19 protein-coding genes are annotated in these 24,642 nt (G+C 36.0%); 12 read left to right on the top strand and 7 right to left on the bottom strand.

Annotated elements, in window-relative coordinates; all coding sequences use genetic code 11:
- From nuoF to ACNQGN_RS10830, 10 genes are all read left to right on the top strand, one after another.
- On the top strand, positions 1-1,368 hold the full coding sequence (nuoF, locus tag ACNQGN_RS10875; RefSeq protein WP_417987856.1) for an NADH-quinone oxidoreductase subunit NuoF: 1,368 nt from the start codon (positions 1-3) through the stop codon (positions 1,366-1,368).
- A gap of 18 nt (positions 1,369-1,386) precedes the next feature.
- Positions 1,387-2,436 carry an NADH-quinone oxidoreductase subunit G gene (locus ACNQGN_RS10870; protein ID WP_417987855.1) on the top strand — a complete coding sequence of 350 codons (1,050 nt, stop codon included), beginning with the start codon at positions 1,387-1,389 and terminating at the stop codon, positions 2,434-2,436.
- Positions 2,429-3,481, top strand: a complete 1,053-nt coding sequence (nuoH, locus tag ACNQGN_RS10865; protein ID WP_417987854.1) for an NADH-quinone oxidoreductase subunit NuoH — start codon at positions 2,429-2,431, stop codon at positions 3,479-3,481. The genes ACNQGN_RS10870 and nuoH overlap by 8 nt, the downstream gene beginning before the upstream one ends.
- Before the next feature lie 114 nt (positions 3,482-3,595).
- On the top strand, positions 3,596-4,141 hold the full coding sequence (locus tag ACNQGN_RS10860) for a NuoI/complex I 23 kDa subunit family protein (RefSeq protein WP_417987853.1): 546 nt from the start codon (positions 3,596-3,598) through the stop codon (positions 4,139-4,141).
- Positions 4,141-4,653, top strand: a complete 513-nt coding sequence (locus ACNQGN_RS10855) for an NADH-quinone oxidoreductase subunit J family protein (RefSeq protein ID WP_091172454.1) — start codon at positions 4,141-4,143, stop codon at positions 4,651-4,653. The genes ACNQGN_RS10860 and ACNQGN_RS10855 overlap by 1 nt, the downstream gene beginning before the upstream one ends.
- A 1-nt stretch (position 4,654) precedes the next feature.
- Complete coding sequence (nuoK, locus tag ACNQGN_RS10850; protein ID WP_066079401.1) at positions 4,655-4,975, top strand: NADH-quinone oxidoreductase subunit NuoK; 321 nt, start codon at positions 4,655-4,657, stop codon at positions 4,973-4,975.
- 6 nt (positions 4,976-4,981) lie between these two features.
- A complete protein-coding gene (gene nuoL, locus ACNQGN_RS10845) occupies positions 4,982-6,865 on the top strand; it encodes an NADH-quinone oxidoreductase subunit L (RefSeq protein ID WP_417987852.1) in 1,884 nt (627 codons plus the stop codon).
- Between the two features lie 9 nt (positions 6,866-6,874).
- On the top strand, positions 6,875-8,317 hold the full coding sequence (locus tag ACNQGN_RS10840; protein ID WP_417987851.1) for a complex I subunit 4 family protein: 1,443 nt from the start codon (positions 6,875-6,877) through the stop codon (positions 8,315-8,317).
- 12 nt (positions 8,318-8,329) lie between these two features.
- Complete coding sequence (locus ACNQGN_RS10835) at positions 8,330-9,700, top strand: NADH-quinone oxidoreductase subunit N (protein ID WP_417987850.1); 1,371 nt, start codon at positions 8,330-8,332, stop codon at positions 9,698-9,700.
- Positions 9,701-9,878: 178 nt separating this feature from the next.
- On the top strand, positions 9,879-10,595 hold the full coding sequence (locus ACNQGN_RS10830; RefSeq protein WP_417987849.1) for a DsbA family oxidoreductase: 717 nt from the start codon (positions 9,879-9,881) through the stop codon (positions 10,593-10,595).
- Positions 10,596-10,708: 113 nt separating this feature from the next.
- Here ACNQGN_RS10830 and ACNQGN_RS10825 read toward each other — a convergent pair whose 3' ends face one another.
- Positions 10,709-11,380: a hypothetical protein gene (locus tag ACNQGN_RS10825; RefSeq protein WP_417987848.1), complete on the bottom strand. Its 672-nt coding sequence runs from the start codon at positions 11,378-11,380 to the stop codon at positions 10,709-10,711.
- Between the two features lie 429 nt (positions 11,381-11,809).
- Between ACNQGN_RS10825 and ACNQGN_RS10820 the strand changes: the two genes are divergently transcribed.
- Positions 11,810-12,793, top strand: coding sequence for a Gfo/Idh/MocA family protein (locus tag ACNQGN_RS10820; protein ID WP_417987847.1), 984 nt, complete (start codon positions 11,810-11,812; stop codon positions 12,791-12,793).
- A gap of 79 nt (positions 12,794-12,872) precedes the next feature.
- On the opposite strand, the gene ACNQGN_RS10815 is transcribed toward ACNQGN_RS10820, so the two are convergent.
- The gene (locus tag ACNQGN_RS10815) at positions 12,873-13,469 is read right to left on the bottom strand and encodes a T9SS type A sorting domain-containing protein (RefSeq protein ID WP_417987846.1); all 597 of its coding nucleotides are present in this window, start codon (positions 13,467-13,469) and stop codon (positions 12,873-12,875) included.
- Positions 13,470-13,659: 190 nt separating this feature from the next.
- Here ACNQGN_RS10815 and ACNQGN_RS10810 point away from each other — a divergent pair, with 190 nt between their 5' ends.
- Positions 13,660-14,532, top strand: coding sequence for an AraC family transcriptional regulator (locus tag ACNQGN_RS10810; RefSeq protein WP_417987845.1), 873 nt, complete (start codon positions 13,660-13,662; stop codon positions 14,530-14,532).
- A 38-nt stretch (positions 14,533-14,570) separates the two neighbouring features.
- On the opposite strand, the gene ACNQGN_RS10805 is transcribed toward ACNQGN_RS10810, so the two are convergent.
- From ACNQGN_RS10805 to ACNQGN_RS10785, 5 genes are all read right to left on the bottom strand, one after another.
- Positions 14,571-16,979 carry a glycoside hydrolase family 95 protein gene (locus ACNQGN_RS10805; RefSeq protein ID WP_417987844.1) on the bottom strand — a complete coding sequence of 803 codons (2,409 nt, stop codon included), beginning with the start codon at positions 16,977-16,979 and terminating at the stop codon, positions 14,571-14,573.
- Between the two features lie 56 nt (positions 16,980-17,035).
- The gene (locus tag ACNQGN_RS10800) at positions 17,036-18,985 is read right to left on the bottom strand and encodes a sialate O-acetylesterase (protein ID WP_417987843.1); all 1,950 of its coding nucleotides are present in this window, start codon (positions 18,983-18,985) and stop codon (positions 17,036-17,038) included.
- Positions 18,986-19,014: 29 nt separating this feature from the next.
- Positions 19,015-20,526: a cellulase family glycosylhydrolase gene (locus tag ACNQGN_RS10795; protein WP_417987842.1), complete on the bottom strand. Its 1,512-nt coding sequence runs from the start codon at positions 20,524-20,526 to the stop codon at positions 19,015-19,017.
- 58 nt (positions 20,527-20,584) lie between these two features.
- Entirely contained in the window at positions 20,585-22,813 is a 2,229-nt protein-coding gene (locus ACNQGN_RS10790) for a glycoside hydrolase family 3 C-terminal domain-containing protein (RefSeq protein WP_417987841.1), read from the bottom strand.
- Between the two features lie 181 nt (positions 22,814-22,994).
- Positions 22,995-24,590, bottom strand: a complete 1,596-nt coding sequence (locus ACNQGN_RS10785) for a GH39 family glycosyl hydrolase (protein ID WP_417987840.1) — start codon at positions 24,588-24,590, stop codon at positions 22,995-22,997.
- Positions 24,591-24,642: the final 52 nt, after the last annotated feature.

The raw sequence follows: 24,642 nt of genomic DNA, 5'->3' as shown, positions 1-24,642 counted from the left end.
ATGTCACAAAAAATATTATTAGATAAAATAAATATTCCAGGAATAAGAACCTACGAAGTCTACCGTCAAAACGGAGGCTATGCTTCAGTAGAAAAAGCCTTAAAAACATTAACACCAGACGAAGTTGTTGAAGAAGTTAAAACTTCAGGATTACGCGGTCGAGGTGGAGCAGGATTTCCCGCAGGGATGAAATGGAGTTTTATTGATAAAAAATCGGGAAAACCAAGACATTTAGTTTGTAATGCGGATGAATCGGAACCAGGGACTTTCAAAGACCGCTACTTGATGGAATTTATTCCTCATTTATTGATCGAAGGAATGATTACTTCCAGCTATGCTTTGGGTGCAAACCTCTCGTATATCTATATTCGTGGAGAATATATGTGGGTTTATAAGATATTAGAAAAGGCCATAAACGAAGCAAAAGCTGCTGGTTTTTTGGGAAAAAATATATTAGGCTCAGGGTATGATTTAGAACTTTATGTACACTGTGGTGCCGGAGCTTACATTTGTGGTGAAGAAACTGCATTGATCGAATCATTGGAGGGTAAAAGAGGAAATCCTCGTATCAAGCCCCCATTTCCTGCTATTTCAGGACTTTGGGCAAATCCAACGGTTGTAAATAACGTAGAGACAATTGCCGCTGTGCCTTGGATTGTCAATAATACAGGTGCTGAATATGCAAAAATTGGTATTGGACGTTCTACAGGCACTAAATTAATTTCTGCTTCAGGACATATCAAAAACCCGGGCGTTTATGAAATTGAATTGGGTTTAAGTGTTTACGAATTCATGAATTCTGATGAGTATTTAGGAGGAATGAGCTCTGATAGACCCTTGAAAGCTTTTGTGCCAGGGGGAAGTTCTGTTCCTGTTTTACCAGCCCATTTAATCTATAAAACAGCAAATGGCGAAGATCGTTTAATGTCATACGAATCGTTAAGTGACGGTGGATTTGCAACAGGTTCTATGTTAGGATCTGGTGGATTTATTGTTTACAATGATACGGCTTGTATTGTTCGTAATACTTGGAATTTCTCTCGTTTTTACCACCATGAAAGCTGTGGGCAATGTTCACCTTGTCGTGAAGGCACTGGCTGGATGGAAAAAGTATTACACAGAATAGAGAATGGTCATGGGCGTGAAGAGGATATTGATTTGCTGTTGAGCATTCAAAGCAAGATTGAAGGGAATACAATTTGTCCATTAGGTGATGCAGCAGCGTGGCCAGTGGCAGCAGCAATTCGTCATTTTAGAGACGAGTTTGAATATCATATTCGTTTCCCAGAAAAAATAAAACATAGAGATCATTTTGTTGCGGAACCTTTTGAAAAAGTGAAGCATTTAGTTTCTAAAGTAATCGTATAAAGTCAAGAATTTCAGAAAATGAAAGTAACCATAGACGGTCAAAGCATAGAAGTAGAACCAGGAACAACAATCCTGCAGGCAGCACGTATGATAGGTGGAGAAGTAGTTCCGCCAGCAATGTGTTATTATTCTAAACTAAAAGGGAGCGGTGGCAAATGCCGTTGTTGTTTAGTAGAAGTTTCCAAAGGAAGTGAAGCTGATCCACGACCAATGCCTAAATTAATGGCATCTTGTGTAACAGGTTGTATGGACGGGATGGAAGTGAACAGTAAATCTTCACCAAGAGTAACCGAAGCCAGAAAGTCAGTAACAGAGTTTTTGTTAATTAATCACCCTTTAGATTGTCCGGTTTGTGACCAAGCGGGAGAGTGTGATTTGCAAAATCTAAGCTTTGAGCATGGTAAATCAGAAACTCGTTTTATTGAAGAAAAAAGGACATTTGAGCCAGAAAATATTGGTCCAAATATTCAATTACACATGAACCGTTGTATTCTTTGTTACCGTTGCGTAATGGTTGCAGATCAATTGACTGATGATCGTGTTCACGGAGTAATGGATAGAGGAGATCATTCTAATATATCAACTTGTATTTCTAAGGCAATTGATAATGAATTTTCTGGAAATATGATTGACGTATGCCCGGTAGGTGCATTGACGGATAAAACATTTAGATTCAAATCTCGTGTTTGGTTTAACAAACCTTATAATGCACACAGAGACTGTCCTACATGCTCTGGAAAAACCACGGTTTGGATGTTTGGAGACGAAATCCAACGTGTTACCGGAAGAAAAGACGAATACCACGAAGTGGATGAGTTTATTTGTAATGGGTGTCGTTTTGATCATAAAGACTTAAAAGACTGGATTATCGAAGGACCTAGAGCATTCGAAAAAGATTCGGTTATCAACCAAAATAAATACAACAGAAAATTACAAAAAGTTGAAATCGCTACTGAAGAGAATATCCTTTTAGGTAGAGAAGAAGACCGTAAGAAAATAAGCATGGTCGATATCCCATTGACTGATGAAGACATTATTAATCAAAAAAGCTTGGGTAATAATGGATAGTACTATCATCATAGAAAAAAGTGTCATTATTGTTGCAGTTTTTGCTTTGACAATGTTAATGGCAATGTACTCCACTTGGGCTGAACGAAAAGTTGCCGCTTGGCTTCAAGATCGTGTCGGGCCAAACAGAGCGGGTCCTTTTGGATTATTTCAACCACTTGCCGATGGTTTAAAGTTATTCTCAAAAGAAGAATTTGAACCAAATACGCCTAACAGATTCTTGTTTTTTGTAGGCCCTGCAATCGCAATGAGTACCGCTTTAATGACGAGTGCCGTAATTCCTTGGGGAGATAAGCTGCATCTGTTCGGAAGAGATATTCTATTACAAGCAACAGATTTAAATATTGGATTGTTATACTTTTTTGGAGTAGTATCGGTGGGTGTTTATGGGATCATGATCGGTGGTTGGGCTTCAAATAATAAGTTTTCATTGATGGGTGCGGTTCGTGCTGCTTCGCAAATGGTATCTTATGAAGTTGCTATGGGACTTTCGATGATTGCATTGCTGATGATGACTGGAACGTTGAGTTTAAGAGAGATTTCTGCACAACAAGCCGGAATGAATTGGAATGTGTTTTATCAGCCGCTATCGTTTTTTATATTTTTAATTTGTGCTTTTGCAGAAACCAACAGAACTCCTTTTGATTTAGCAGAATGCGAAAGTGAATTAATTGGCGGATACCATACGGAATATTCATCGATGAAAATGGGTTTTTATTTGTTTGCTGAATATGCAAATATGTTTATTTCTTCAACGATTTTAGCTGTTTTATTCTTCGGAGGGTATAATTATCCCGGAATGAGTTGGGCTGTTGAAAATTGGGGAGTAAACATTGCCAATGTCCTTGGATTTGGCGCTTTGTTTATCAAATTATGTGGATTCATCTTTTTGTACATGTGGGTTCGTTGGACTATTCCAAGATTCAGATACGATCAATTGATGCATTTGGGTTGGAGAATATTAATTCCATTGTCGATCATTAATATTATAATTACCGGAATTGTAATTTTGAGAAGTGAAATTGCAACTTATTTAGGATTTTAATTAGAGTACCGAAAAAGCCCTGACCCTGATGGCAGTGGAAATTCTGTTGTATTTTAAAGAAAAACATAAAGGATTGAAACCAATAACAGAGTAAGCTTCAAATAAAAATATAAAATGTCAATAGAAAATATATCCTTATCGGGAAGAAAAAAGCAAGTCTCTAACAAAGAGATGACTTTTTGGGAAAGAATGTATCTTGTTGCAATTGTCAAGGGTTTGATAATTACGATTCAGCACTTGTTTACTAGAAAAGTAACAATTCAATATCCAGAGCAAGAACGTGAAAGGAGCCCAGTTTATCGTGGTCAGCATATGTTGAAACGTGATGAGGAAGGGCGTGAGAATTGTACCGCTTGTGGTTTATGTGCTTTGTCTTGTCCTGCCGAAGCGATTACGATGAAAGCAGAAGAAAGAAGGGGAGATGAAAAACATTTATACAGAGAGGAGAAATATGCATCGATATATGAAATCAACATGCTGCGTTGCATTTTCTGCGGATTGTGTGAAGAAGCTTGCCCAAAAGACGCTATTTATCTGACTACATCCAAAGTATTGGTTCCTTCAAGCTATGAAAGAGAAGATTTTATCTTTGGAAAAGATAAATTAGTCATGCCTTTAGATATTGCAATGAAAAATGCTCAACTTAAAAACGCTAATTAATGTCTACAATACTTATAATTTTTTGTGTATTGGCTGCTATCACATTAGCAACCGCATTTTTGACAATTTTTAGCAAAAATCCGATACATAGTGCTATTTATTTAGTGATTTGTTTCTTTTCGATTGCAGGTCATTACTTATTATTGAATTCTCAATTTTTGGCGATAGTCCACATAATCGTGTACTCTGGAGCGATTATGATTTTGTTTTTATTCACTATCATGCTGATGAATTTAAATGAGGAAAGAGAAGTTCACAGACCAAGAATTACGCGATTAGGAGCTATTGTTTCTTTTTGTTTAATCTGTTTGGTTTTGATAGCCATTTTCATCAACTCAAAACCAATTGTTGGAGAATACGTAACTACTGGGGAAGATTATCAGTCTATAAAAGTATTGGGTAAAATACTTCTGAATGAATATATGGTTCCTTTTGAATTTGCATCTATATTACTTTTGGTTGCTATGATTGGTACTGTGTTATTGTCTAAAAAAGAAAAATTGCAAAAATAAGATGAACAATATTTTAAACCACATTGGTATTGAAAATTATATATTCCTAAGCGTAATACTTTTTTGTATTGGTGTTTTCGGAGTATTGTACAGACGAAATGCCATTATCGTATTTATGTCAATTGAAATTATGCTGAATGCAGTAAACTTATTGTTTGTGGCATTTTCAACCTATCATCAGGATGCTCAAGGACAGGTTTTTGTGTTCTTCTCGATGGCTGTTGCTGCGGCAGAAGTTGCGGTAGGATTGGCAATTCTAGTTTCTATTTTTAGAAATTTAGGCTCAATTACTATCGATAATTTAAAAAACTTAAAAGGATAAATGGAAATGAATACCAATATAGCTTTAGTTTTAGTTCTTACTCCTTTTTTAGGATTTTTAATCAATGTTTTCTTTGGTAAAAGTCTGGGAAAATCTCTTTCAGGAATAGTCGGAACCCTATCAGTTGTGGTTTCTTTTATTGCGACTGCTTATTTCTTTGGAGAAATTGCAGCGAAACCGCAGGGAATCCGAATCTCTCTTTTTGACTGGATTCAAATCAGTAATTTTAAAATTGATTTCGGATTTCAATTGGATCAACTTTCCATTTTATGGTTGCTTTTTGTTACCGGAATCGGATCTTTAATCCATTTGTATTCTATCAGCTACATGCACGATGATGAAAATATGCACAAATTTTTTGCGTATTTAAATTTGTTTATATTCTTCATGATCACCTTAGTAATAGGAAGTAACTTATTAGTGTTATTCATCGGATGGGAAGGCGTTGGTCTTTGTTCTTATTTGTTGATAGGATTCTGGCATAAAAACCAAGAGTACAATGATGCTGCTAAGAAAGCATTCATCATGAACCGTATTGGGGATTTAGGGCTGTTAGTAGGGATTTTTATTCTTGGAAATTTATTCTCCACTTTAGATTATGCTACATTAAAAACTGCAATATCTGGTGCTACGAATCTTAATATGTATTGGGTTTCTATAGCTGCTTTCGCTTTATTCATTGGAGCATGTGGTAAGTCAGCACAAATTCCATTGTATACTTGGTTACCAGATGCAATGGCAGGTCCGACTCCAGTATCTGCATTGATTCATGCTGCAACAATGGTTACCGCAGGTATTTTTATGATTACGAGATTGAATTTTTTATTTGATTTGACTCCTGAAGTTCAATCGATAATCGCTATAGTTGGAGCCATTACCGCTTTAGTGGCTGCCACAATTGGATTAGTTCAAAATGATATTAAAAAAGTCTTGGCCTATTCTACCGTTTCTCAATTGGGGTTAATGTTCTTGGCCTTGGGATTGGGAGCTTATGAAGTTGCCGTTTTTCATGTAATCACACACGCTTTCTTCAAGGCTTGTTTGTTCTTAGGTTCAGGTTCTGTAATTCATGCTTTGCACGGAGAGCAAGACATGCGTAAGATGGGTGGCTTGAAAAAGGCAATGCCGATTACGTTTGTAACTATGTTGATTGCTTCTCTTGCAATTTCGGGGGTTCCATTGTTTTCCGGTTTTTTCTCGAAAGACGAAATTTTATTAGTAGCCTTCCATCATAATATTCCCTTATGGATTGTAGCTTCGGTTGCTTCTATAATGACTGCCTTTTATATGTTCCGTTTGATTTTTTTAACATTTTTCCAAGAATTCAGAGGGACTGAGGAGCAAAAACACCATTTGCACGAAAGTCCATCTTTGATCACAATTCCTTTGATAATTTTAGCCATTTTGGCTACTGTGGGTGGTCTGATTAGCTTGCCTGGACACAGTTGGTTGAACGGATATTTGACTCCTATTTTACCAAAATTAGCAACTGCTGCGCACCATTTAGGAATTACTGAATATATCTTAATGGCTATTGCCGTTGTGGGTGGATTGGTAGGAATAGGCATTGCTTACGCCAAATACATCAAACAAAATACAGTTCCGACAGAAGATGCTGCAATTTCAGGGTTTTCTAAAGTGCTTTACAATAAATATTATATTGATGAATTCTATGATACTATTTTTGTTAAACCGATTAATGTTTTGTCCCGTTTTTTCAGGGACACTATAGAAACTGGTTTGTCAGCTTTGGTTTTTGGATTCGGAAAAGTTACCAACGAAATAAGCTACCAAGGAAAGAAAATACAAAATGGAAGCATTGGTCTTTATCTTTTTGTTTTCGTTTTAGGTCTTTGTGCCATTGTTTCTTATTTATTTTTAGCTCAATAATCATATATCATGAATGTATCTTTAATATTAATTATACTTTTGGTTGGTGCGTTTGCAACTTATCTTGCAGGCGATAAACTGGCTTCAAAAGTGGCTTTGTTCTTTAGTTTGGCTTCTTTAGGTTCTTCTATTGTATTATTGAATCACTATAATTTAGGTGAAAACATTAGTTTTATCAATCAATGGATCACACAACCTAATATTTCCTTTGCTCTGAAAGCAGACGGATTATCGATGGCGATGCTTTTATTGACTACGGCTTTGACTCCAATAATCATTTTTTCTTCTTTTGGAAATCAATATAAAAATTCAAAATCATTTTATGCTTTAGTTTTGTTTATGTCGTTTGCAATGGCAGGGACATTCTTAGCGGCTGATGGTCTTTTGTATTATGTTTTTTGGGAATTGTCATTGATTCCAATTTACTTCATCGCCTTGATCTGGGGTAATGGAGATGCAGAGGAACGTAAAAAAGCAGTGGTAAAATTTTTCATCTATACACTTGCGGGTTCTTTATTCATGCTGGTTGCTTTTGTTTATATGTACCAAAAGGCGGGTAGTCTTTTAGTAGAAGATTTATACAAATTGAATCTGTCAGCAACGGAACAATTGTGGATCTTTTTAGCTTTCTTTTTAGCATATGCGATTAAGATTCCATTAATTCCTTTCCATACTTGGCAGGCAAATGTTTACCAAAAAGCACCAACCGTTGGCACGATGCTTTTATCGGGTATCATGTTGAAAATGGGCTTGTATAGTGTTATTCGTTGGCAATTGCCGTTGGCGCCGTTGGCTGCCAAAGAATACATGTATATTTTCATAGGACTTGGAATTGCAGGTGTGATTTACGGATCAATTGTAGCATTGAGGCAAAATGATTTAAAAAAATTATTAGCGTATTCTTCTTTAGCTCACGTTGGATTAATAGCTGCTGGTACATACACTTTGACATTAGACGGATTACGTGGAGCGGTTTTGCAAATGATTGCACATGGATTTGTAGTTGTTGGACTGTTTTATGTTGCCGAAATTATTTTCAGAAGATACGAAACTAGAGCAATCGCTGAAATGGGAGGTATTCGTACCCAGTCACCAAAATTTACCTCGATGTTTTTAATTTTGGTTTTAGCATCTGTTGCTTTACCAACTACTTTTAACTTTGTTGGAGAATTCACCGTTTTATACAGTCTTTCGCAAATTAATATTTGCTTTGCTTTTTTAGGAGGAACAACCATTATTTTAGGAGCGTATTATATGTTGAAAATGTTTCAACAGGTTATGTTGGGTGAAACCAATTCAAAAGTTTTTACTGATGTTACTTTTAAGGAAGGAGTAACATTAGTGCTAATAATTGGTGTTTTATTCTTTTTTGGAATGTATCCAAAACCTATTACCGATTTGATTACGCCAAGTCTGGAAGAAATTTTAACTCAAATAAACCGAATTAACTAAGTCAAATAAAAAATGAATACATTAATAGCTATAATAGGATTAGGTGTTTTATGCCTTTTATTTGAAATTTTTAATTTAAGGAAAGCCATTGTTCCAATAACAATTATTGGATTATTGGGGGTGCTGGGCTTAACCATATCTGAATTTAATTCAACGGAAAGCTACTATAACAACATGATTGTTGTGAGTAAATTTTCAAGCACTTTTTCGTCTTTGTTTATTGTGCTTACCATTTTATTGGTGGCTTTAGGACATAATTTTTACGAAAATCATCAATCTAAGATCTCGGATTATATTGCCATAAAAGTATTTTTATTAGCCGGAGCAGTTGCGATGGTTTCTTTTGGAAATTTAGCGATGTTCTTTTTAGGAATAGAAGTGCTGTCAATTGCGCTTTATATCCTTGCTGCAAGTGACCGTATGAATTTGAAAAGTAACGAAGCTGGAATGAAATATTTCTTAATGGGATCTTTTGCCTCCGGAATTATTCTCTTTGGGATTTGTTTGATTTATGGAGCAATGGGAAGTTTTGATGTTACTGAAATCAGTGAATTATCTCAATCTGCTGAATTGCCAATTTGGTTTCCAATAGGAATTGTTTTAGTAACAATAGGAATGTTGTTTAAAATTGCTGCAGTTCCATTTCATTTCTGGGCACCGGATGTTTACGAAGGATCGCCGGCACTGACGACGGCATTGATGAGTACCTTGGCAAAGGTAGTTGCTATGGCAACTTTATACAAGTTGTTGTCGGTTATGAATGCGGATGTTTCTGAGTCATTCAAAATTATTGTGGTTGTAATTTCTATGGCCTCGATGACTGTTGGTAATATTATGGCGTTAAGACAAACGAATGTGAAACGGATGTTGGCTTTTTCGGGAGTTTCCCATGCTGGTTTTATGTTGATGACTTTATTAAGTTTATCCACATCTGCAGGAAGTTTGTTGTATTACGCTTCAGCGTATTCTTTATCTGGAATAGCTGCTTTTAGTGTGATTTTGTACGTTTGTAAAAATAGAGATAACGAAGATATTGTGAATTTTCACGGCTTGGGAAAGAACAATCCATTGTTAGCGGCTATTCTCACAGCTTCTTTACTTTCTATGGCTGGTATTCCAATTTTCGCTGGATTTTTTGCCAAGTTGGTTTTGTTCAACCAGACGATTCAGGCGGGGTATTTGGCTTTAGTAATCGTAGCAGTTGTAAACTCTATTATTAGTGTTGGATACTACTTTAAATTGATTTTAGCGATGTATACCAAAGAACCAAACGAAGTAAAAAAAGGAACACCTTTTATTATTTATGCGGTTGCCGTTGTAGCTATTGTTTTGAATATTGCATTAGGTTTATTCCCGTCTTTTGTTTTGGATTTATTGGCATAAACAAATTTTAAAACTATATAAAAAACCATCAAAAGCAATTTTTTGATGGTTTTTTCATTTAATCTTTTGAATAAACACAACGCATCAATTCCTAATAAAAGCATAATGTCTGATTTGTTTACAACGGTTTTTAATATATTTGTATATACAAATGTCTAATCATTTACTAAATAGTAAAATGGGAAATAAATTAAAAGTACAAATCTGGTCGGATATTATGTGTCCGTTTTGTTATATAGGAAAAAGAAGAATAGAAGGTGCTTTACAGGATTTCGAGCATAGAGAAGCTGTTGAGATTGAATGGAAAAGTTTTCAGCTAGACCCCGGTTTTATTGCCTCAGAGGAGGACAGCATGGTTGAGCATTTGGCGGAAAAATACAGAAAAGATGCAGATTGGGCCCAACAAATGCTGGATAACATGACTCAAAATGCAAAAAATTCAGGGTTGGATTTTCATTTTGAAAAAGCGGTTATGGCCAATTCATTGAATGCACATCGCTTATTGCACTTGGCCAAAAAACACAATCTGGCAAACGATTTAGAAGAGTTGCTGTTCAAAGCCTATTTAACCGATGGCAAGAATGTGAATGATTTGGATATATTAGCTGGATTAGGTCTGGAGGCTGGTCTGACTGCTGACGAAATAAAGGAAGTATTGCATTCTGATGCGTATACACATGCGGTACAGCAAGATATTAAAGAAGCACAATCGATAGGCGTTCAAGGAGTGCCATTTTTTGTTTTTGATAGTAAATACGCAGTTTCGGGAGCACAAGATATTGAAACATTTGTAAATACACTTGAAAAAGTATGGCAAGAAGGTAAATTTGATTCGAAAGTAACTTTCGTCAATACCACGGCTGAAAACAGTTGTGACATCAATGGTTGTGACTAAAACAAAAAATAAATTTGGGAGTGTCTCAAGTACACACTTTATGGGATAGTGTCAAAAAAAATCCCGTTGATACGAATATCAGCGGGATTTTTAAACTAACCATTTAACTAAAACTAAAATCTTTTATCTATTCTTATAGCGACACTTCCTGCTACTCTCGTTTCTTCTTTTTGAACTTTTTGACCGCTAGTTCTATAATAGTAGTCGTCGTTATCATTTGAATTTTGATTATTTGCATATTCATAATCGTTGTAATCATTGCCGTTCTGGCTGTATTGATCAGCTCTGCCTCCTTTTACGGATCCAATAATATCAACAATTTGGCCACGACGGTTGTAGATAATTTCTAATCCACCTACTCTTTCCAAAGCATAACGGTTGTAAGTCATATATACAGTACCAACTCGTTTAATTCTATCATTAGAATCGTAGTTGATAGAGACATTTCCAACTCGTCTCACTCTGCCCATATTATCGTGTTCGACTTTTACACCGTAATTTCTGTTTCGGGTATTGGTCTGTGCACCATACGTTTTATTATATGGGCCTCTTTTGTTAGATTTATTGTACTTATAATCGCCATTTGAAGGACGTGTATTAAAATCTAATTGTCCGTCAGGGAATACAAAAAATTCGATTCCTCTTTCTGTGAACACAATCGGTTCCGCGTTTCTAAAATCAGCAGGCAATCTTCTCTCCTGAGTAAGGCTGGTTTTTTCTGCTGCATTCGCTACACCACCTCCAAAAAGGAAGATACTAGCTACTAATAAAGTAATTTTTTTCATGATCGATATAATTTGGGTTTTGCCTACTCTTGAGCTTTTCGGCTTTCGCTTTTTTACTTATTTGATTAGGGATATTCAAGTAGCGTGCCAAAAATTAGAATCACAATTGCGCACGAGTAGGTTGTTACTTGGTTTTGTGTACTTAAGTATCTTTATATAAGTTAGTTACTGTTTTTAAAAATAAAATATAATAACTGATGATAGAATGAGTGTTTGATGTTTTTTAAATATAGGCTGTATCTTTTTTCTACCCCTTAGTGGAATTCAACTAAAACGAAAAGTCATTTTATTTCCAATTGTTGTTAGATAACCTTTTGTCTTTCGTAATAAATATTTAAATTTACTCTCAGCCTAATTAATTTGTTTTTGCAGAATTAGGGAATTGGTCCGATAAAATCGGATAGCCAATATAAATGTAAAATGATTAATATGATTGAAAATACAAAAGTGATTCGTTGGGGAATATTAGGATGTGGTGATGTTACAGAAATGAAAAGTGGTCCTGCGTACCAGAAAACAGCTGGGTTTAAAATCGAAGCAGTAATGCGAAGAGATGCTGTAAAAGCCGCTGATTATGCCAAAAGACATGGGATTAGTAAATATTACAGTGATGCAGATGACTTGATTAATGATCCGGATATTGATGCGATTTACATTGCCACACCTCCAGATGTTCATAAATATTATGGACTAAAAGTGGCTGCCGCTGGAAAAATTTGTTGTATTGAAAAACCTTTAGCGCCAAATTACCAAGATAGTATCGCGATTTATAACGCCTTTAAAGAAAAAGATATTCCGCTATTCGTTGCATATTACAGACGTACACTACCACGTTTCCAACAGATAAAGACATGGCTAGATTCCAATAGTATTGGTGATGTTAGACATATAAGATGGCATTTGAGCAAACCCGCAACGGCTCAAGATTTATCGGGGGAATACAACTGGAGAACAGATGCTGAAATCGCTACTGGTGGTTATTTTGATGATTTAGCAAGTCATGGGTTAGATTTGTTTATTCATTTTTTTGGGAGTGTAAAAGAGGTAGCTGGTTTCAGTCTCAATCAGCAGGGGTTATATTCTTCCAGAGATGCTGTTACTGCAAGCTGGGTTCATGAGTCTGGAATTACAGGGACTGGCAGTTGGAATTTTGGTTGTGCTATGCGCGAAGATAAAGTGGAAATTTTTGGAAGTAAAGGAAAAATAGCATTCTCTGTGTTTGAAAATGATTCTTTAGTCCTTTCAAACGAAGAGGGACAAACGGAAGTTTTTATTGAACATCCCGAAAATATTCAGTTGAATCATGTACAACAAATGAAGGAACATCTTAGTGGAAACAGCGTGCACCCTTCTTCAGGGTTGACCGGTGCCCACACAAGTTGGGTTATGGATAAGATTATAGGAAACCTTTAGCGTTTTTAAATAGTTTAAGGAAAAAAGTAAGGCTGTCTAAAAATAAACAGCCTCTCAATCACCATAATTTATTTGGGAACTATTTAGTAATAACTGTTTCAACAAAAGTTTTACCATTTGAAGTTATAATGAATGTGCATTTGTCCCCTTGTATTTTACTTACATCAAATATTTTGCCCACATTCAGTTCAGCCGGTAAAGTTTCATTATAGACCTCTGTATCATTTGAGCTGTAAATTTTAACAGTAACCGGAACCTGATTTAAGTTTAATAGGTTAAGTGTTACTATTCCTTTTCTGTTTACCAAAATCGGTTTGTACACTTCCGAAATGGCATCAGCGGACAATTTTGCGGTTTTACCGATAACCTCAATTTTGTATCTTGAAATTTTAAGATCAGTTTCAGCTTGTAAGAAGTATACGCCATCAGGAAAAGCACTCAAGTCGTATGATCTGTTGATGTTATCGTCAGAAGCAACATTTTCCTGATAAATTAGATTATCACTTGTGTCATAAATCGACAAGTCGATTTTCTTAATCTCTTTTAAGGTAAAACTTACAGTCCTTCCTGCTTCTTTTTTTAAATCCAATGAGAAATCAGTATTTCCTGCATGAGCCTGTACAACAGTTAATACTGCTGCGGCCACTACTAAACTAAGTTTTAAAATCTTTTTCATAATAGTAAATGTTTTAGATTTATAATTGATTATTTATCTACGGCTAAATTATCCTAAGAGATTCATTATGAATAGTACAGGATTTTCTAATTTATGTTCTATTTTACCTTTTACGAAATCGATAAAGGTTAAAAAAAGCTATAGTATTCGCATTTTAGGTATTTTTGCATTAATTCTAAATACGTAGTCGATGAAGATAGTTCCGCCTGCATTTGAAATTATAGCACCTTCCTTCGGAAGTTCTTTTTACTTTTCAAAATATGTTGAAAATGCGAATAACAAAGCACACTTATGGCATTATCATCCGGAAATTGAATTGGTGTATGTAAATGGCGGTTCGGGTAAGCGCCAAGTAGGAAGTCACGTTTCTTATTATGAGGATGGAGACCTGCTATTGATAGGAAGCAACCTGCCTCATTGTGGTTTTACAGATGAACAGACTGGAAATAAAAATGAAACGGTCATACAAATGAAACCGGACTTCTTAGGGGATGATTTTTTTGATATTTCAGAAATGAAGAATATCAGGAATCTTTTTAAACAAGCTAAAGTTGGAATAGCCTTTGACGGAGTTACTAAAAAGACAATAGGTTCTAGAATAGAGGCTATGGAAGGACAATCTCAATTTGAAAGATTGTTGACCATGCTGACCATATTAAATGAACTGGAACTATCCAAAGAGTCTACCGTTTTAAATGCGGAAGGATTTTCGATGGAGATGCAGGTACAGGACAATGACCGCATTAATGCTGTTTTTAACTATGTAAAAGACCATTTTCAAGAGCATATTGCTCTTGAAGAAGTTTCTGGACTGGTAAGTATGACTGTGCCTTCTTTTTGTCGGTATTTTAAAAAGATTACCAATAAAACATTTACTCATTTTGTAAATGATTATCGCTTGGTCCATGCTTCTAAATTGCTCGCTGAAAAACCGATAAGCATAACCGAAATATGTTATGAAAGTGGTTTCAATAACTTTAGCTATTTCAACAAATCATTCAAAGAATTTACGGGTAAAAGTGCTTCACAATACCGTCAAGAACTCCGATCTGTCCTTAAGTAAACAATTCCAATATGGAGTAAAATGTCTTGAGAAATCTGTTACCAGATTAATTTCATTTTCTGTCCTTTTTTCAAAGTGATATTTTGCTTTTTGTCTCCATTAATAAGTGTTGTATTTCCACCGTTTCTAGAAAACAGATTTACTTTTTTTAACTTTTTGCCACTCCATTCCATAGAAACTTCAAATCCTCCTCTGGCACAAATTCCTTTTACGGAACCATTTTCCCAAGCATCGGGTAGGGCAGGGAGTAGTCTGATTTCTTTTTCGTTAGACTGAACAAGCATTTCTGCAACTGCGGCAGCCCCTCCAAAATTCCCGTCTATTTGAAACGGTGGGTGTGCATCAAACAAATTCGGATAGGTTCCGCCACCTCTTCGTGGTTTTTTGGTTTTCTTTTGATCGGGATCTACATAGCGAAGCAGTTCGCGAAACATTTTATAAGCATGATTGCCATCCCAAAGTCTTGCCCAAAGGTTGATACGCCATCCTTTTGACCAGCCAGTTGTTTCATCACCTTTTATTTCTAGGGTTTGTCTAGAAGCATTTGCCAGTTCAGGAGTTTTTAATGGTGTAATATGATCCCCCGGGAAAAGTCCAAATAAATGCGATTGATGACGGTGTTTAGGATCTTCGTCGTTCCAGTCAAAATACCATTCCTGTAAGTTTTCTTTTTTTCCTATTTGGTACGGATACAATTTCGAAAGTGCAGTTTCGAGTTTTACTCTAAATTCTGCATCAATATTTAATTCTTTTGAAGCTTTAATGGTTTTATCAAAGCATTCTCGAATTATAGCTAAATCGGCAGTTCCTCCATACATAGTAGCACCAATAAAACCATCAGGAGCTATGTATTTGTTTTCTGGGGACGTTGAAGGAGAAGTTATTAAATTTCCGTTTTTGTCTTCAACTAACCATTCCAGGCAAAACTGGGCAGCTCCACGCATTATTTCATACCCTTCATTTTTTAAATAAGTTTTATCTTGTGTAAAAGCATAATGCTCCCAGATATGAGTTATTAACCACGCTCCGGACATATTCCAACAAGCCCAACTCGGATCTTCTTTTCCAAAGTTTCCAACAGGATTGCTCATCGCCCAAATATCAGAATTATGTGCCGAAGCCCAACCATTGTTTACGCCATAAAATGTTTTAGCTGTAACTTTGCCTGTTTCTGAAAGATTTTTTATAAAGCTCAAAAGGGGCCTATGCATTTCTGAAAGATTAGTGTTTTCAGCTAGCCAGTAATTTTCTTGTAAATTGATGTTTGTCGTATAATTACTGCTCCATGGCGGGTTAAGATACGGATTCCAAATCCCTTGTAAATTAGCGGGAACACCTTTGGTTCTGGAACTGCTAATGAGTAAATAACGTCCATATTGGAAATATAAAACTTCTAAATTTTTATCTTCTTTACCATCCGAATAACGCAGTAAACGTTCGTCTGTAGGCAAATCCGGGGCTGTTGTTTTTCCTAAATCTAATGCAACTCGATTATAGAATTTTTGATAGTCCACACTATGGGATTTTTTTAATTTTTCGAATGTTTTTGAAAATGCTTTATTTAGGTTGTCGGATGCAATTCCCTTGTCATCTGATCCTTCGGTTGCAGGATTTTTATCAAAACCATTAAAACTAGTAGCAATAGATACAAAAATCAAGGCTTCTGTACCGTTTTTTAATCCCAAAGTAGTTGTAGTACTTGTGATTGTTCCTCCCGTATTTTTGATTTTTATCAAAGTTGTAAATCGCGTGCCTCTATCTTTTTCCAAAAGAAATGACTTATCGACAACATAATCTGGATTTTCATGAATAGGAGCAAAACCATTAATCTGCAACGTATTATTTGCTGTTTCGATTTTCGATTTTAATAAGCTATTAAAAGTAATATCAAAATTTAATGCTCCTTTCTGACTGCTTGTTAATTTAATTACCATAATTTGGTCCGGTGCCGAAACAAAGTATTCACGGGTATATTTCACTCCATTGATTTCATAACTTACTTTTGAGACCGCGTTAGAAATGTCTAATTCTCTATAATATTGAGAGGGGATTTTTGTAGAATGATTATCAATATTCATAGTTCCAAGCGGCGCAAAAGACTCGGAGTTTTTACCTTGAATTTTTTTATTCAATTCGTTAGCTAATTTATAATCTTCCTTTTTTAAAGCTTCTCTAATAGCAGGTAGGTTTTGATATGCTTGAGGATTCATATTTGCATTTACGGGCTCTCCGGACCATAGAGTAGCGTCGTTCAGATAAATTTTATCAGAATCAATACCTCCGAAAACTGTAGCTCCCAGTTTCCCATTACCTAAAACTAAACTCTCTTCGAAATAATCAGCAGGTTGGTTGTACCAAAGAATGTGATCAGACTGTCCAAAAACCAGACCGCAAAATAAGTGACAAGTGATGACTAAAAATAGTTTTTTTAGGGCGTTTGGTTTCATAGGAGGATACTATTTGTTGTTCTAATTTTTAGGAATTTTTTTGTTCCTGACTCAAATCATTTTGAAAATTTATACTTCTCTGCTGCAGTAATCATTTCCCAATCATCGGTTCTGAATGGCGATGCAGGAAATCGTTCTTTGTTATAAAGATTCGCTTCGCTTGCATCATCTGCCCAACCGTAATGTACCGCAATCGGTTTTAGTACATTTTCACTAAAAACAATCAATTTGTTATCCTTAATAATAGCTTTTGCAGAATGAAAAACTTTGTCCGCTCCTGCGATTTCAAATCCTTTTAAATTGTCATCATTATCAGACGTTGACAATCCGCTTCCGATGTTATCAAAGGTTAGAATTATTTGGTTTCCTTTTATTTCCAAGGATTTATAAGTTGGTCCGCTATAAACCGTTTTTTTGTTATAAACGTTATTCAGAGCAATCGCAGCCAATCGTTTACCAACATCTTGCTTGTTTGTTGGGTGAATATCTTTTGCGTTACCAATATCAGTCGTTACAGCCATTCCTGTATTTGGCAGTTGCAAAGTGTGGGTTTGCGCTTCACGAAGTTCAGCCCATTTGCTTCCATTTTTACTATTACCGTTAAATTCATTGTAACTGGATAATTGTACAAAATAAAAAGGGAAATCACCTTGATTCCATTTTGTTCTCCAATCGGTTATCATCAGAGGAAATGCTTTTTTGTATTGATTTGCTCTACCCACATTGGCTTCGCCTTGGTACCATAAAACGCCTTGAAAAGCATACGGAATTAATGGGTTGACCATGGCATTGTACAATAATGAGGGATAACTGTTGGGAGACAAAGCGGTTTTTACAAGTACCACTCTGTATTTCCATTTCCCATTCAATGGAACAATTGTGTTACCGATAGTCAGTTTCAAATCTGAAGATTCTCCATATATTCCGCCACCGCCGCTATTGTCTACTATTCTGACGGCAATACTATTTACGCCTTCTTTTAATATTCCTGCTGGAATTATGTATTCTCTGTTGGCTTCCCAAATTGTGTTTTTTCCAACTTCAATTCCGTTTACATACGTAATATCTTCATCATCGATTTTTGATAAATTTAGGATGGCTGGTTTTTTTACATCTTTAGCCGAAAGGGTTATTGTTTTACGCATCCAAACTACACCGTCCAAGTCACCCAGTGGTTGGTTTTCCCATAATCCAGGAACGTTGAGTTCAGACCAACTGGAATCATTAAATCCTAATTCTTTATAAGTGATTTCGTTGGCTGTGCTAACTTCAGTTCCTTGAATTTTTTCGACTCTTTCTCGCATTGTTTTTGCATACAATTTTGAAATAGAATCCATATTCAGCATTGGCACATCGGCAATCATTTCTTTGAATTCATCGCTTTTCTCGAATGCTTGAATGCTAGTCCAAGTTTCCACACAAGTTCCACCCCATGATGTGTTTATAATTCCGATTGGGATTTTTAATTCGGCATATAATTTTTTGGCAAAAAAGTAACCTACTGCCGTAAAATCACGCACCGTTTCTTTACTACAAACTGCCCATTTTCCAACTTTTAAATCCTCTTTTGGTGCGCCACTCAAATCTTGGGCAACACCAAAATGGCGAATCATAGGATAATTGGAATCGCTTATTTCTTTTTCGGAATTCAATGTTTTGTACATTTGAAATTCCATATTGGATTGTCCGCTACAAATCCAAACTTCACCAACCATAACATTGGTTATGACAATTTTGTTTTTTCCTGTAATGGTTAATTCAAAAGGACCCCCTGCTTTTTCGGAATCTAAACTGACCGTCCATTTTCCTGTTTTATCGGCTTTGATGGTTTTGGTTTGCTTATTGAACTGAACTGTAATTTTTTCATTTGCGTCAGCCCAACCCCAAACCGGAATCGCCTTGTTGCGTTGCATAACCATTCCGTCAGAGAACAATAGTGGCATTCTGACATTGGCATTTGCAAGTAGGCAACATATCAAAAAAAGAAATACTAGATTTTTTTTCATTTTAAAAAATTATAATGGTTTCGATTAACTTACTGTAATCCCTGAATCATTGCATCTAAAGCTTGTGTATCAAATACCGTATTGTTGGTTCTGTTAAAAATAGCCGAACCATTATTACCCATACCTCCGGCATCCCAATAAAAAGGCAATATTCCGTTTGCTTTTGCTTGTTTTACAACATATTTTAAATAATAAGCTCTTGATGCCAGATGCAAAGTTAAAGCATCTCCTGTTAAACTAGTACGACGTATTGCGCCAAATTCGCCTAAAAGAACCGGAATCCCTTTGTCTACAAATTGGGATTTCATTGATTTGAAAAGGGTATCTAAGTCTGCCTCCTCTCCGTAAGTTGGATTGCGTGTAAGATCAGTTGTAGAGTGATAATTAGCTCCCCAGTAATAAAACATTTTCCCCCAGTCAGCATCTTTGTCCATAAGACAAAAATTATACGGTGTGTAATAGTGAACTTCCACCATCATACGACTAGCTATTTTATCAGTAGGTAAAGTCAACATTAATTTGTTTGTTTTTTCGATGTCTGTCGATGGTCCTTGAACTACCAATGTCCGATACGTATTTTTACCTCCAGTAGAACGCACTGCATCAATAAACGTTTGGTGATAAGATGTTAAGACTGCCATCTGAGATGCGTTATCCACATTTGGTTCATTAGCACTAGCAAAAAGTAAATGCTCATCAAAACCTCGTAATTGGGTTGCTATTTGTTCCCAAAATGCTTTTTGCTTGGCATTATTGGCTTCTTTTTGGGTTTCCGTACAATTATTTTCAAGCCACCCGCCATCCCAATGGATATTCACAATTACGTACATATCATTATCGACGCAGTATTGAACGACTTCTTTAACTCTATTTATCCATTCTGTTTTTATTTGCGCAGTGCTTGAATTTTCTAGGTTTTGATTCCAGGAACAAGGAATTCGAATTGCATTAAAACCACTTTGTTTTACAAAATCAATCAATGCTTTTGTAACCTTTGGATTTCCCCAAGCTGTTTCCCCTCCAATTGCCTCAAGTGTATTTCCAATGTTCCAGCCTAATTTTATTTTGGAAGCAAGTTCAACAGCAGTACTACTCATTCCAGACGCATCGGCTGCAATAGGATTTGTATTATAGTTTGGATAAAGTTCGGTAGAGACAACAGTTGTAGTTCCAAGTTGCGTCAAATTAACTTGAACTGAGGCAGCTTGACTTGATTTTATGAATATGACCGCTGAACGGACGGCGCTACTTGTATTTTCGGATACTGATACGGTAACCAAGGTGGTACCTGAATTTCCCGAGACTTGACTCAATGTTATCCAACTTGTATCAGAGCTACTAATAGTCCAGTCATCAACATTGGCAGTAATACTGATGCCAACACTATTTACTATGCTTTCAAATTCTAGTTTGTTGGTGTTTACTATAAGTGATTTAGCTGCTACCACTTCAGATGGTGATTCTTTACTACAAGCACAAATTGCAAATAAGAATAAACTTAGAATAAAAGGAAATATACGATGGTTTAGTGTTTTTTTCATTTCTATAGATTTTCAGTTATTTAAATAAAAAAGGACATGGTTACTATTTGCGTGATTCTTACTTAATAGTTACGACTACTTCTTTTTGAATATCTCTAGAAGAATTTCCTAATTTCAAGGTGTAATTTCCGGGCTCCACAGTCCATTTTTTAGCGGCAACATTGTAGTATGCCAATTCTTTTACCGGAACCTGAATCATTATTGTTTGAGAATTTCCAGCTGTAATTAATACTTTTTGGAAGCCTTTTAATTCTTGGGCAGCACGTGTAATTTTCGAATCTGATTTAGACGAATACAATTGCACTACTTCTTTACCATCCACTTTTCCAGCATTTTTAACTGTCACAGAAACAGCTATCGTTTCATCAGCACCATATACTTTCTTGTCTGTTTTTTCATTGTCGAAAGTAAAATTGGTGTACGACAATCCGTATCCAAAAGGATATAAAGGCATAATATTTTTAGTGTCAAACCATCTGTAGCCTACCAAAATTCCTTCTGTATAGTTTACTGATTTGTCACCAGGAAAACTATTTGTAGCGTGAGCTGGAGAATCATTAATGCTTTTTGGCATTGTCCAGGGTAATTTACCTGATGGATTCACTTTTCCAAGCAATACATCCGCCAAGGCATTTCCACCTTCGGAACCATTGAACCAACTCCAAACCAAAGCTGATGTTTTTTTACTTATGTCTTCAATATCAAAAGGAGCACCGGCAATCATAACCACAATGGTTTTTGGATTCACGGCTACTATTTTTTTAATCAATTCTGCTTGACCGAATGGTAGCTTGAGGTCTCTACGGTCAGAAGCTTCGGTTTCGTAATCACGGTTAGAACCTGCAAAAACGATGACTACATCTGAATTTTTAGCGGCTTCTATTGCTTCCTGTAATTTAGCAGGATCTAATTGGTCAATGGTTACAGGACCGTTTAAGGTAATGTCTCCTAATTTCCCTGTGTTTTTTTCATCGTATCGCTCTAAATACCCTTCTGCATAATTAATCTTGATGGAGCTTGGCAATCTATTTGTTAAACCTTCTAAAGGTGTAACTTCTCTTTTGGTTTTAACCCCTGCACCAAATCCGCCCAAAGCATTTTTCTTAGTCGCATTATTCCCAATGACAGCAATAGATTTTACGCCATCTAGTTTTAAAGGCAATGCATTGTTGTCATTTTTTAATAAAACTACTGATTCTGCTGCGATTTTGTAAGCATCTTGATAATGTGCCTCGGTTGCAATACTGCCTTTTACACGGTTTTTACCACCAATTGCTTTTACCTGGAACAAGACGCCTAATATTCGTTTTACGTGTTTATTAATTTCTGCTTCTGAAATTTCGCCAGCCTTGGCAGCAATGATTAGTTTATCGGCCAAGAAAAATTCGTTGAAAGGTTTTGGTGTTCCCATTTCAATATCTAATCCATTTTTCAAAGATTTTACTGTGGTATGTACTGCTGCCCAGTCAGAAACAACAATACCTTTAAAACCCCATTCGTCACGCAATATTTTATTCAGCATATAATCGTTCTCGCATAAGTATTCTCCTCTAAATTTGTTATAAGCTCCCATTAAACTATACGCTTTAGCCTCTGTTACAGCAGCTCTGAAAGCGGGCAAATAAATTTCACGAAGTGTACGTTCGTCAATTTGAACATCGACAAAATCGCGATTAGTTTCTTGATTATTAGCAGCAAAATGTTTTACACAAGCCATAACATCGTTATCTTGTAGTCCAACAATCAAAGGCACCGCAATTTTTTTGTTTAAAAAAGGATCTTCGGTTAAATATTCATACGTTCTACCTCCAAGTGGCGTTCTGATAATATTAATCGCTGGCGAAAGTAACATGTCTTTGTCTCTAGCACGTAATTCTTGTCCCACACTATTCCCGAACAGATAAGCCAAATCGGTGTTCCAAGTTGCAGACAAACCTCCGCCGGCCGGGTAATACGTAGCGAAATCGTCAGTTAGTCCTGCAGGCGCCCAGTTATCACGAGAAATTTCTTCACGAACACCTATTGGACCGTCTGCCATTTTTAATTCCGGAATACCCAATCGTTTTACACCACCGGTAGAAAACATACTGTTGCCATGTAGCATGCCTATTTTTTCTTCAAGGGTCATTTTTGAAATCAATTTGTCAATTTCGGCATCGTATTTAGTGCTCAAGGATTTTGCAGCATGCGTTTTTGTTTGGTTTTTATTTTTAACCGTTTGGGAATTCACATTGTATCCGGTAAACAGTAACATTGAAAAAATGGATACTATAATTTTATTTTTCATATCTAAATATTGTTGTTTTAAATTGCTTTTTAGGCGATTCTTGTCTAAATTAATTTTAAATCTGGAGGGTAATTTTTTACGCAGATTTTTTAAATTTTTTATAGGGAACGTACTGCCCGATCCGAAGTTTTCGCGGAGGGTTACACCCAAATTAAAAAGATTTCTTTTTCAGACTTTTGCTTCATTGTTTTACAAAATTCAGTAGTAAAACATCATTTTCGTTGCTGTTAAATTCCTTGGAATAAATACCTTTTGAATCAATTGAGACTTTTTCTGTTGCAATCGGTGAACCATTGTTTTTTTCTTTAAGGATATCAACTTGTTGCTTCGTCAACTGATTTGGTTTACTCATCCCTAGATAGTCTGTGTATGCGTCATTGACTTTATATCCTACTTTGTATATCTCTAAATTATATTTTCCTCTTGGCAATCCTGCCACTTCGATTTTTATACTTCCGTTTGGTCGGGATGGTAAGTCCTGTACATAATATCTTTGATTGTTGACCGAATCTCCTGGATGTGTATTGGTAAAGTCCCAAAAAAGCAACTGTACATCTCCTTTTGAATTTTTGGCTGCCCAAGATGACTTGTCTGTATTTTGAAGTTCTGTTTCCCCTAATTTGTTTAACAAATAATAGGAGAAATAGGCCGGTTTTTTAATTCCCTGCGTATTCAACAATCCGAATCCCCCATGAAAAGGAGTAAATCGCGGACCCGCTTCTTCGAAAATATCCGTAAAAACCCAATAGGACATAGAGTTTGCAGCGTTTTCTACTTGTTTCAGTTTTTGAAGAATATAGGCAGCTGAATGGTAACTATCATGGATTGGGTCGGCGGGAGTGTACGATGAACTCCATTCCGTATAATGCAATTCCAGATTAGGTTTAGCCGATTTTGAAATTTGATTGCGCGAATTAATAATATCGCCACTCACACTTGATTCCTCTTTATTTAAGACGGTTCCAGAAGTTCCAAATTCATCTAAAAATCCTTGTTTTACTCCGTAGGTGTGTGTTGAAATGAAGTCCAGTGGAACATTGTTTTTGCTGCAAAATTCAATCGTTTCGGGAACCCAAGCAGCACCGGCTGTAGCAGGACCACCCACTTTGTAGGCTGCATTTACACTTTTTATAGCACGTGCACTGTAGTCATACAATTTGAAATATTCGTCCTGGGTCCCTGTCCAAAAGCCATCTTTTAGGTTCGGTTCATTCCAAACCTCGAAATACCATGTTTTCACTTCATCGGCACCATAACGTTCCGTAAAATGAATGGTTAAGTTGCGGATTAAGTCTTCCCATTTTTTATAATCTTTTGGCGGTGTTACATTGCCTTTCCACCAAAAAATGGTTTGGTTACCGCTCGCCAATGCTGAAGGCATAAACCCTAATTCAACGAAAGGTTTCATTTTGATACTTAGAATAAAATCGTATAAAGCATCAATATATTGGTAATTGTATTCCGGATTTCCTTTATTATCTTCACGGTAAACGGCCATGTCATCAGACAATAGACCATGCATTCGAATGTATTTAAAATCGCATTCTTTTTTTACCATAGCCAGTTGCTGCTGCCAATCAGCACGCAATCCTTCATTGGCTCTTCCAGCTCCAATACACTCGTTGAACATGGTATTCAATTTTCCCGCTTCTTTATTATAATCTACTTTTATAATTCTAGCTGTAAAAGTCGTTTTTTTAGAGTCTTTATTTTGCGCAAACAAATGAATGTTTGTGGAGCAAAAAAGAATAATAAGTACTACTGAATTTCTTTTCATCTTAAAATAGTATTTGTTTTTAGAATCATAGTCATTTCATTCTTACTTTCAA

The organism is Flavobacterium rhamnosi, assembly GCF_048286515.1.
Classification (GTDB): Bacteria; Bacteroidota; Bacteroidia; order Flavobacteriales; family Flavobacteriaceae; genus Flavobacterium.
The sequence above is the reverse complement of the archived record's forward strand: the minus strand, read 5'-3'. Positions and strand labels throughout refer to the sequence as shown.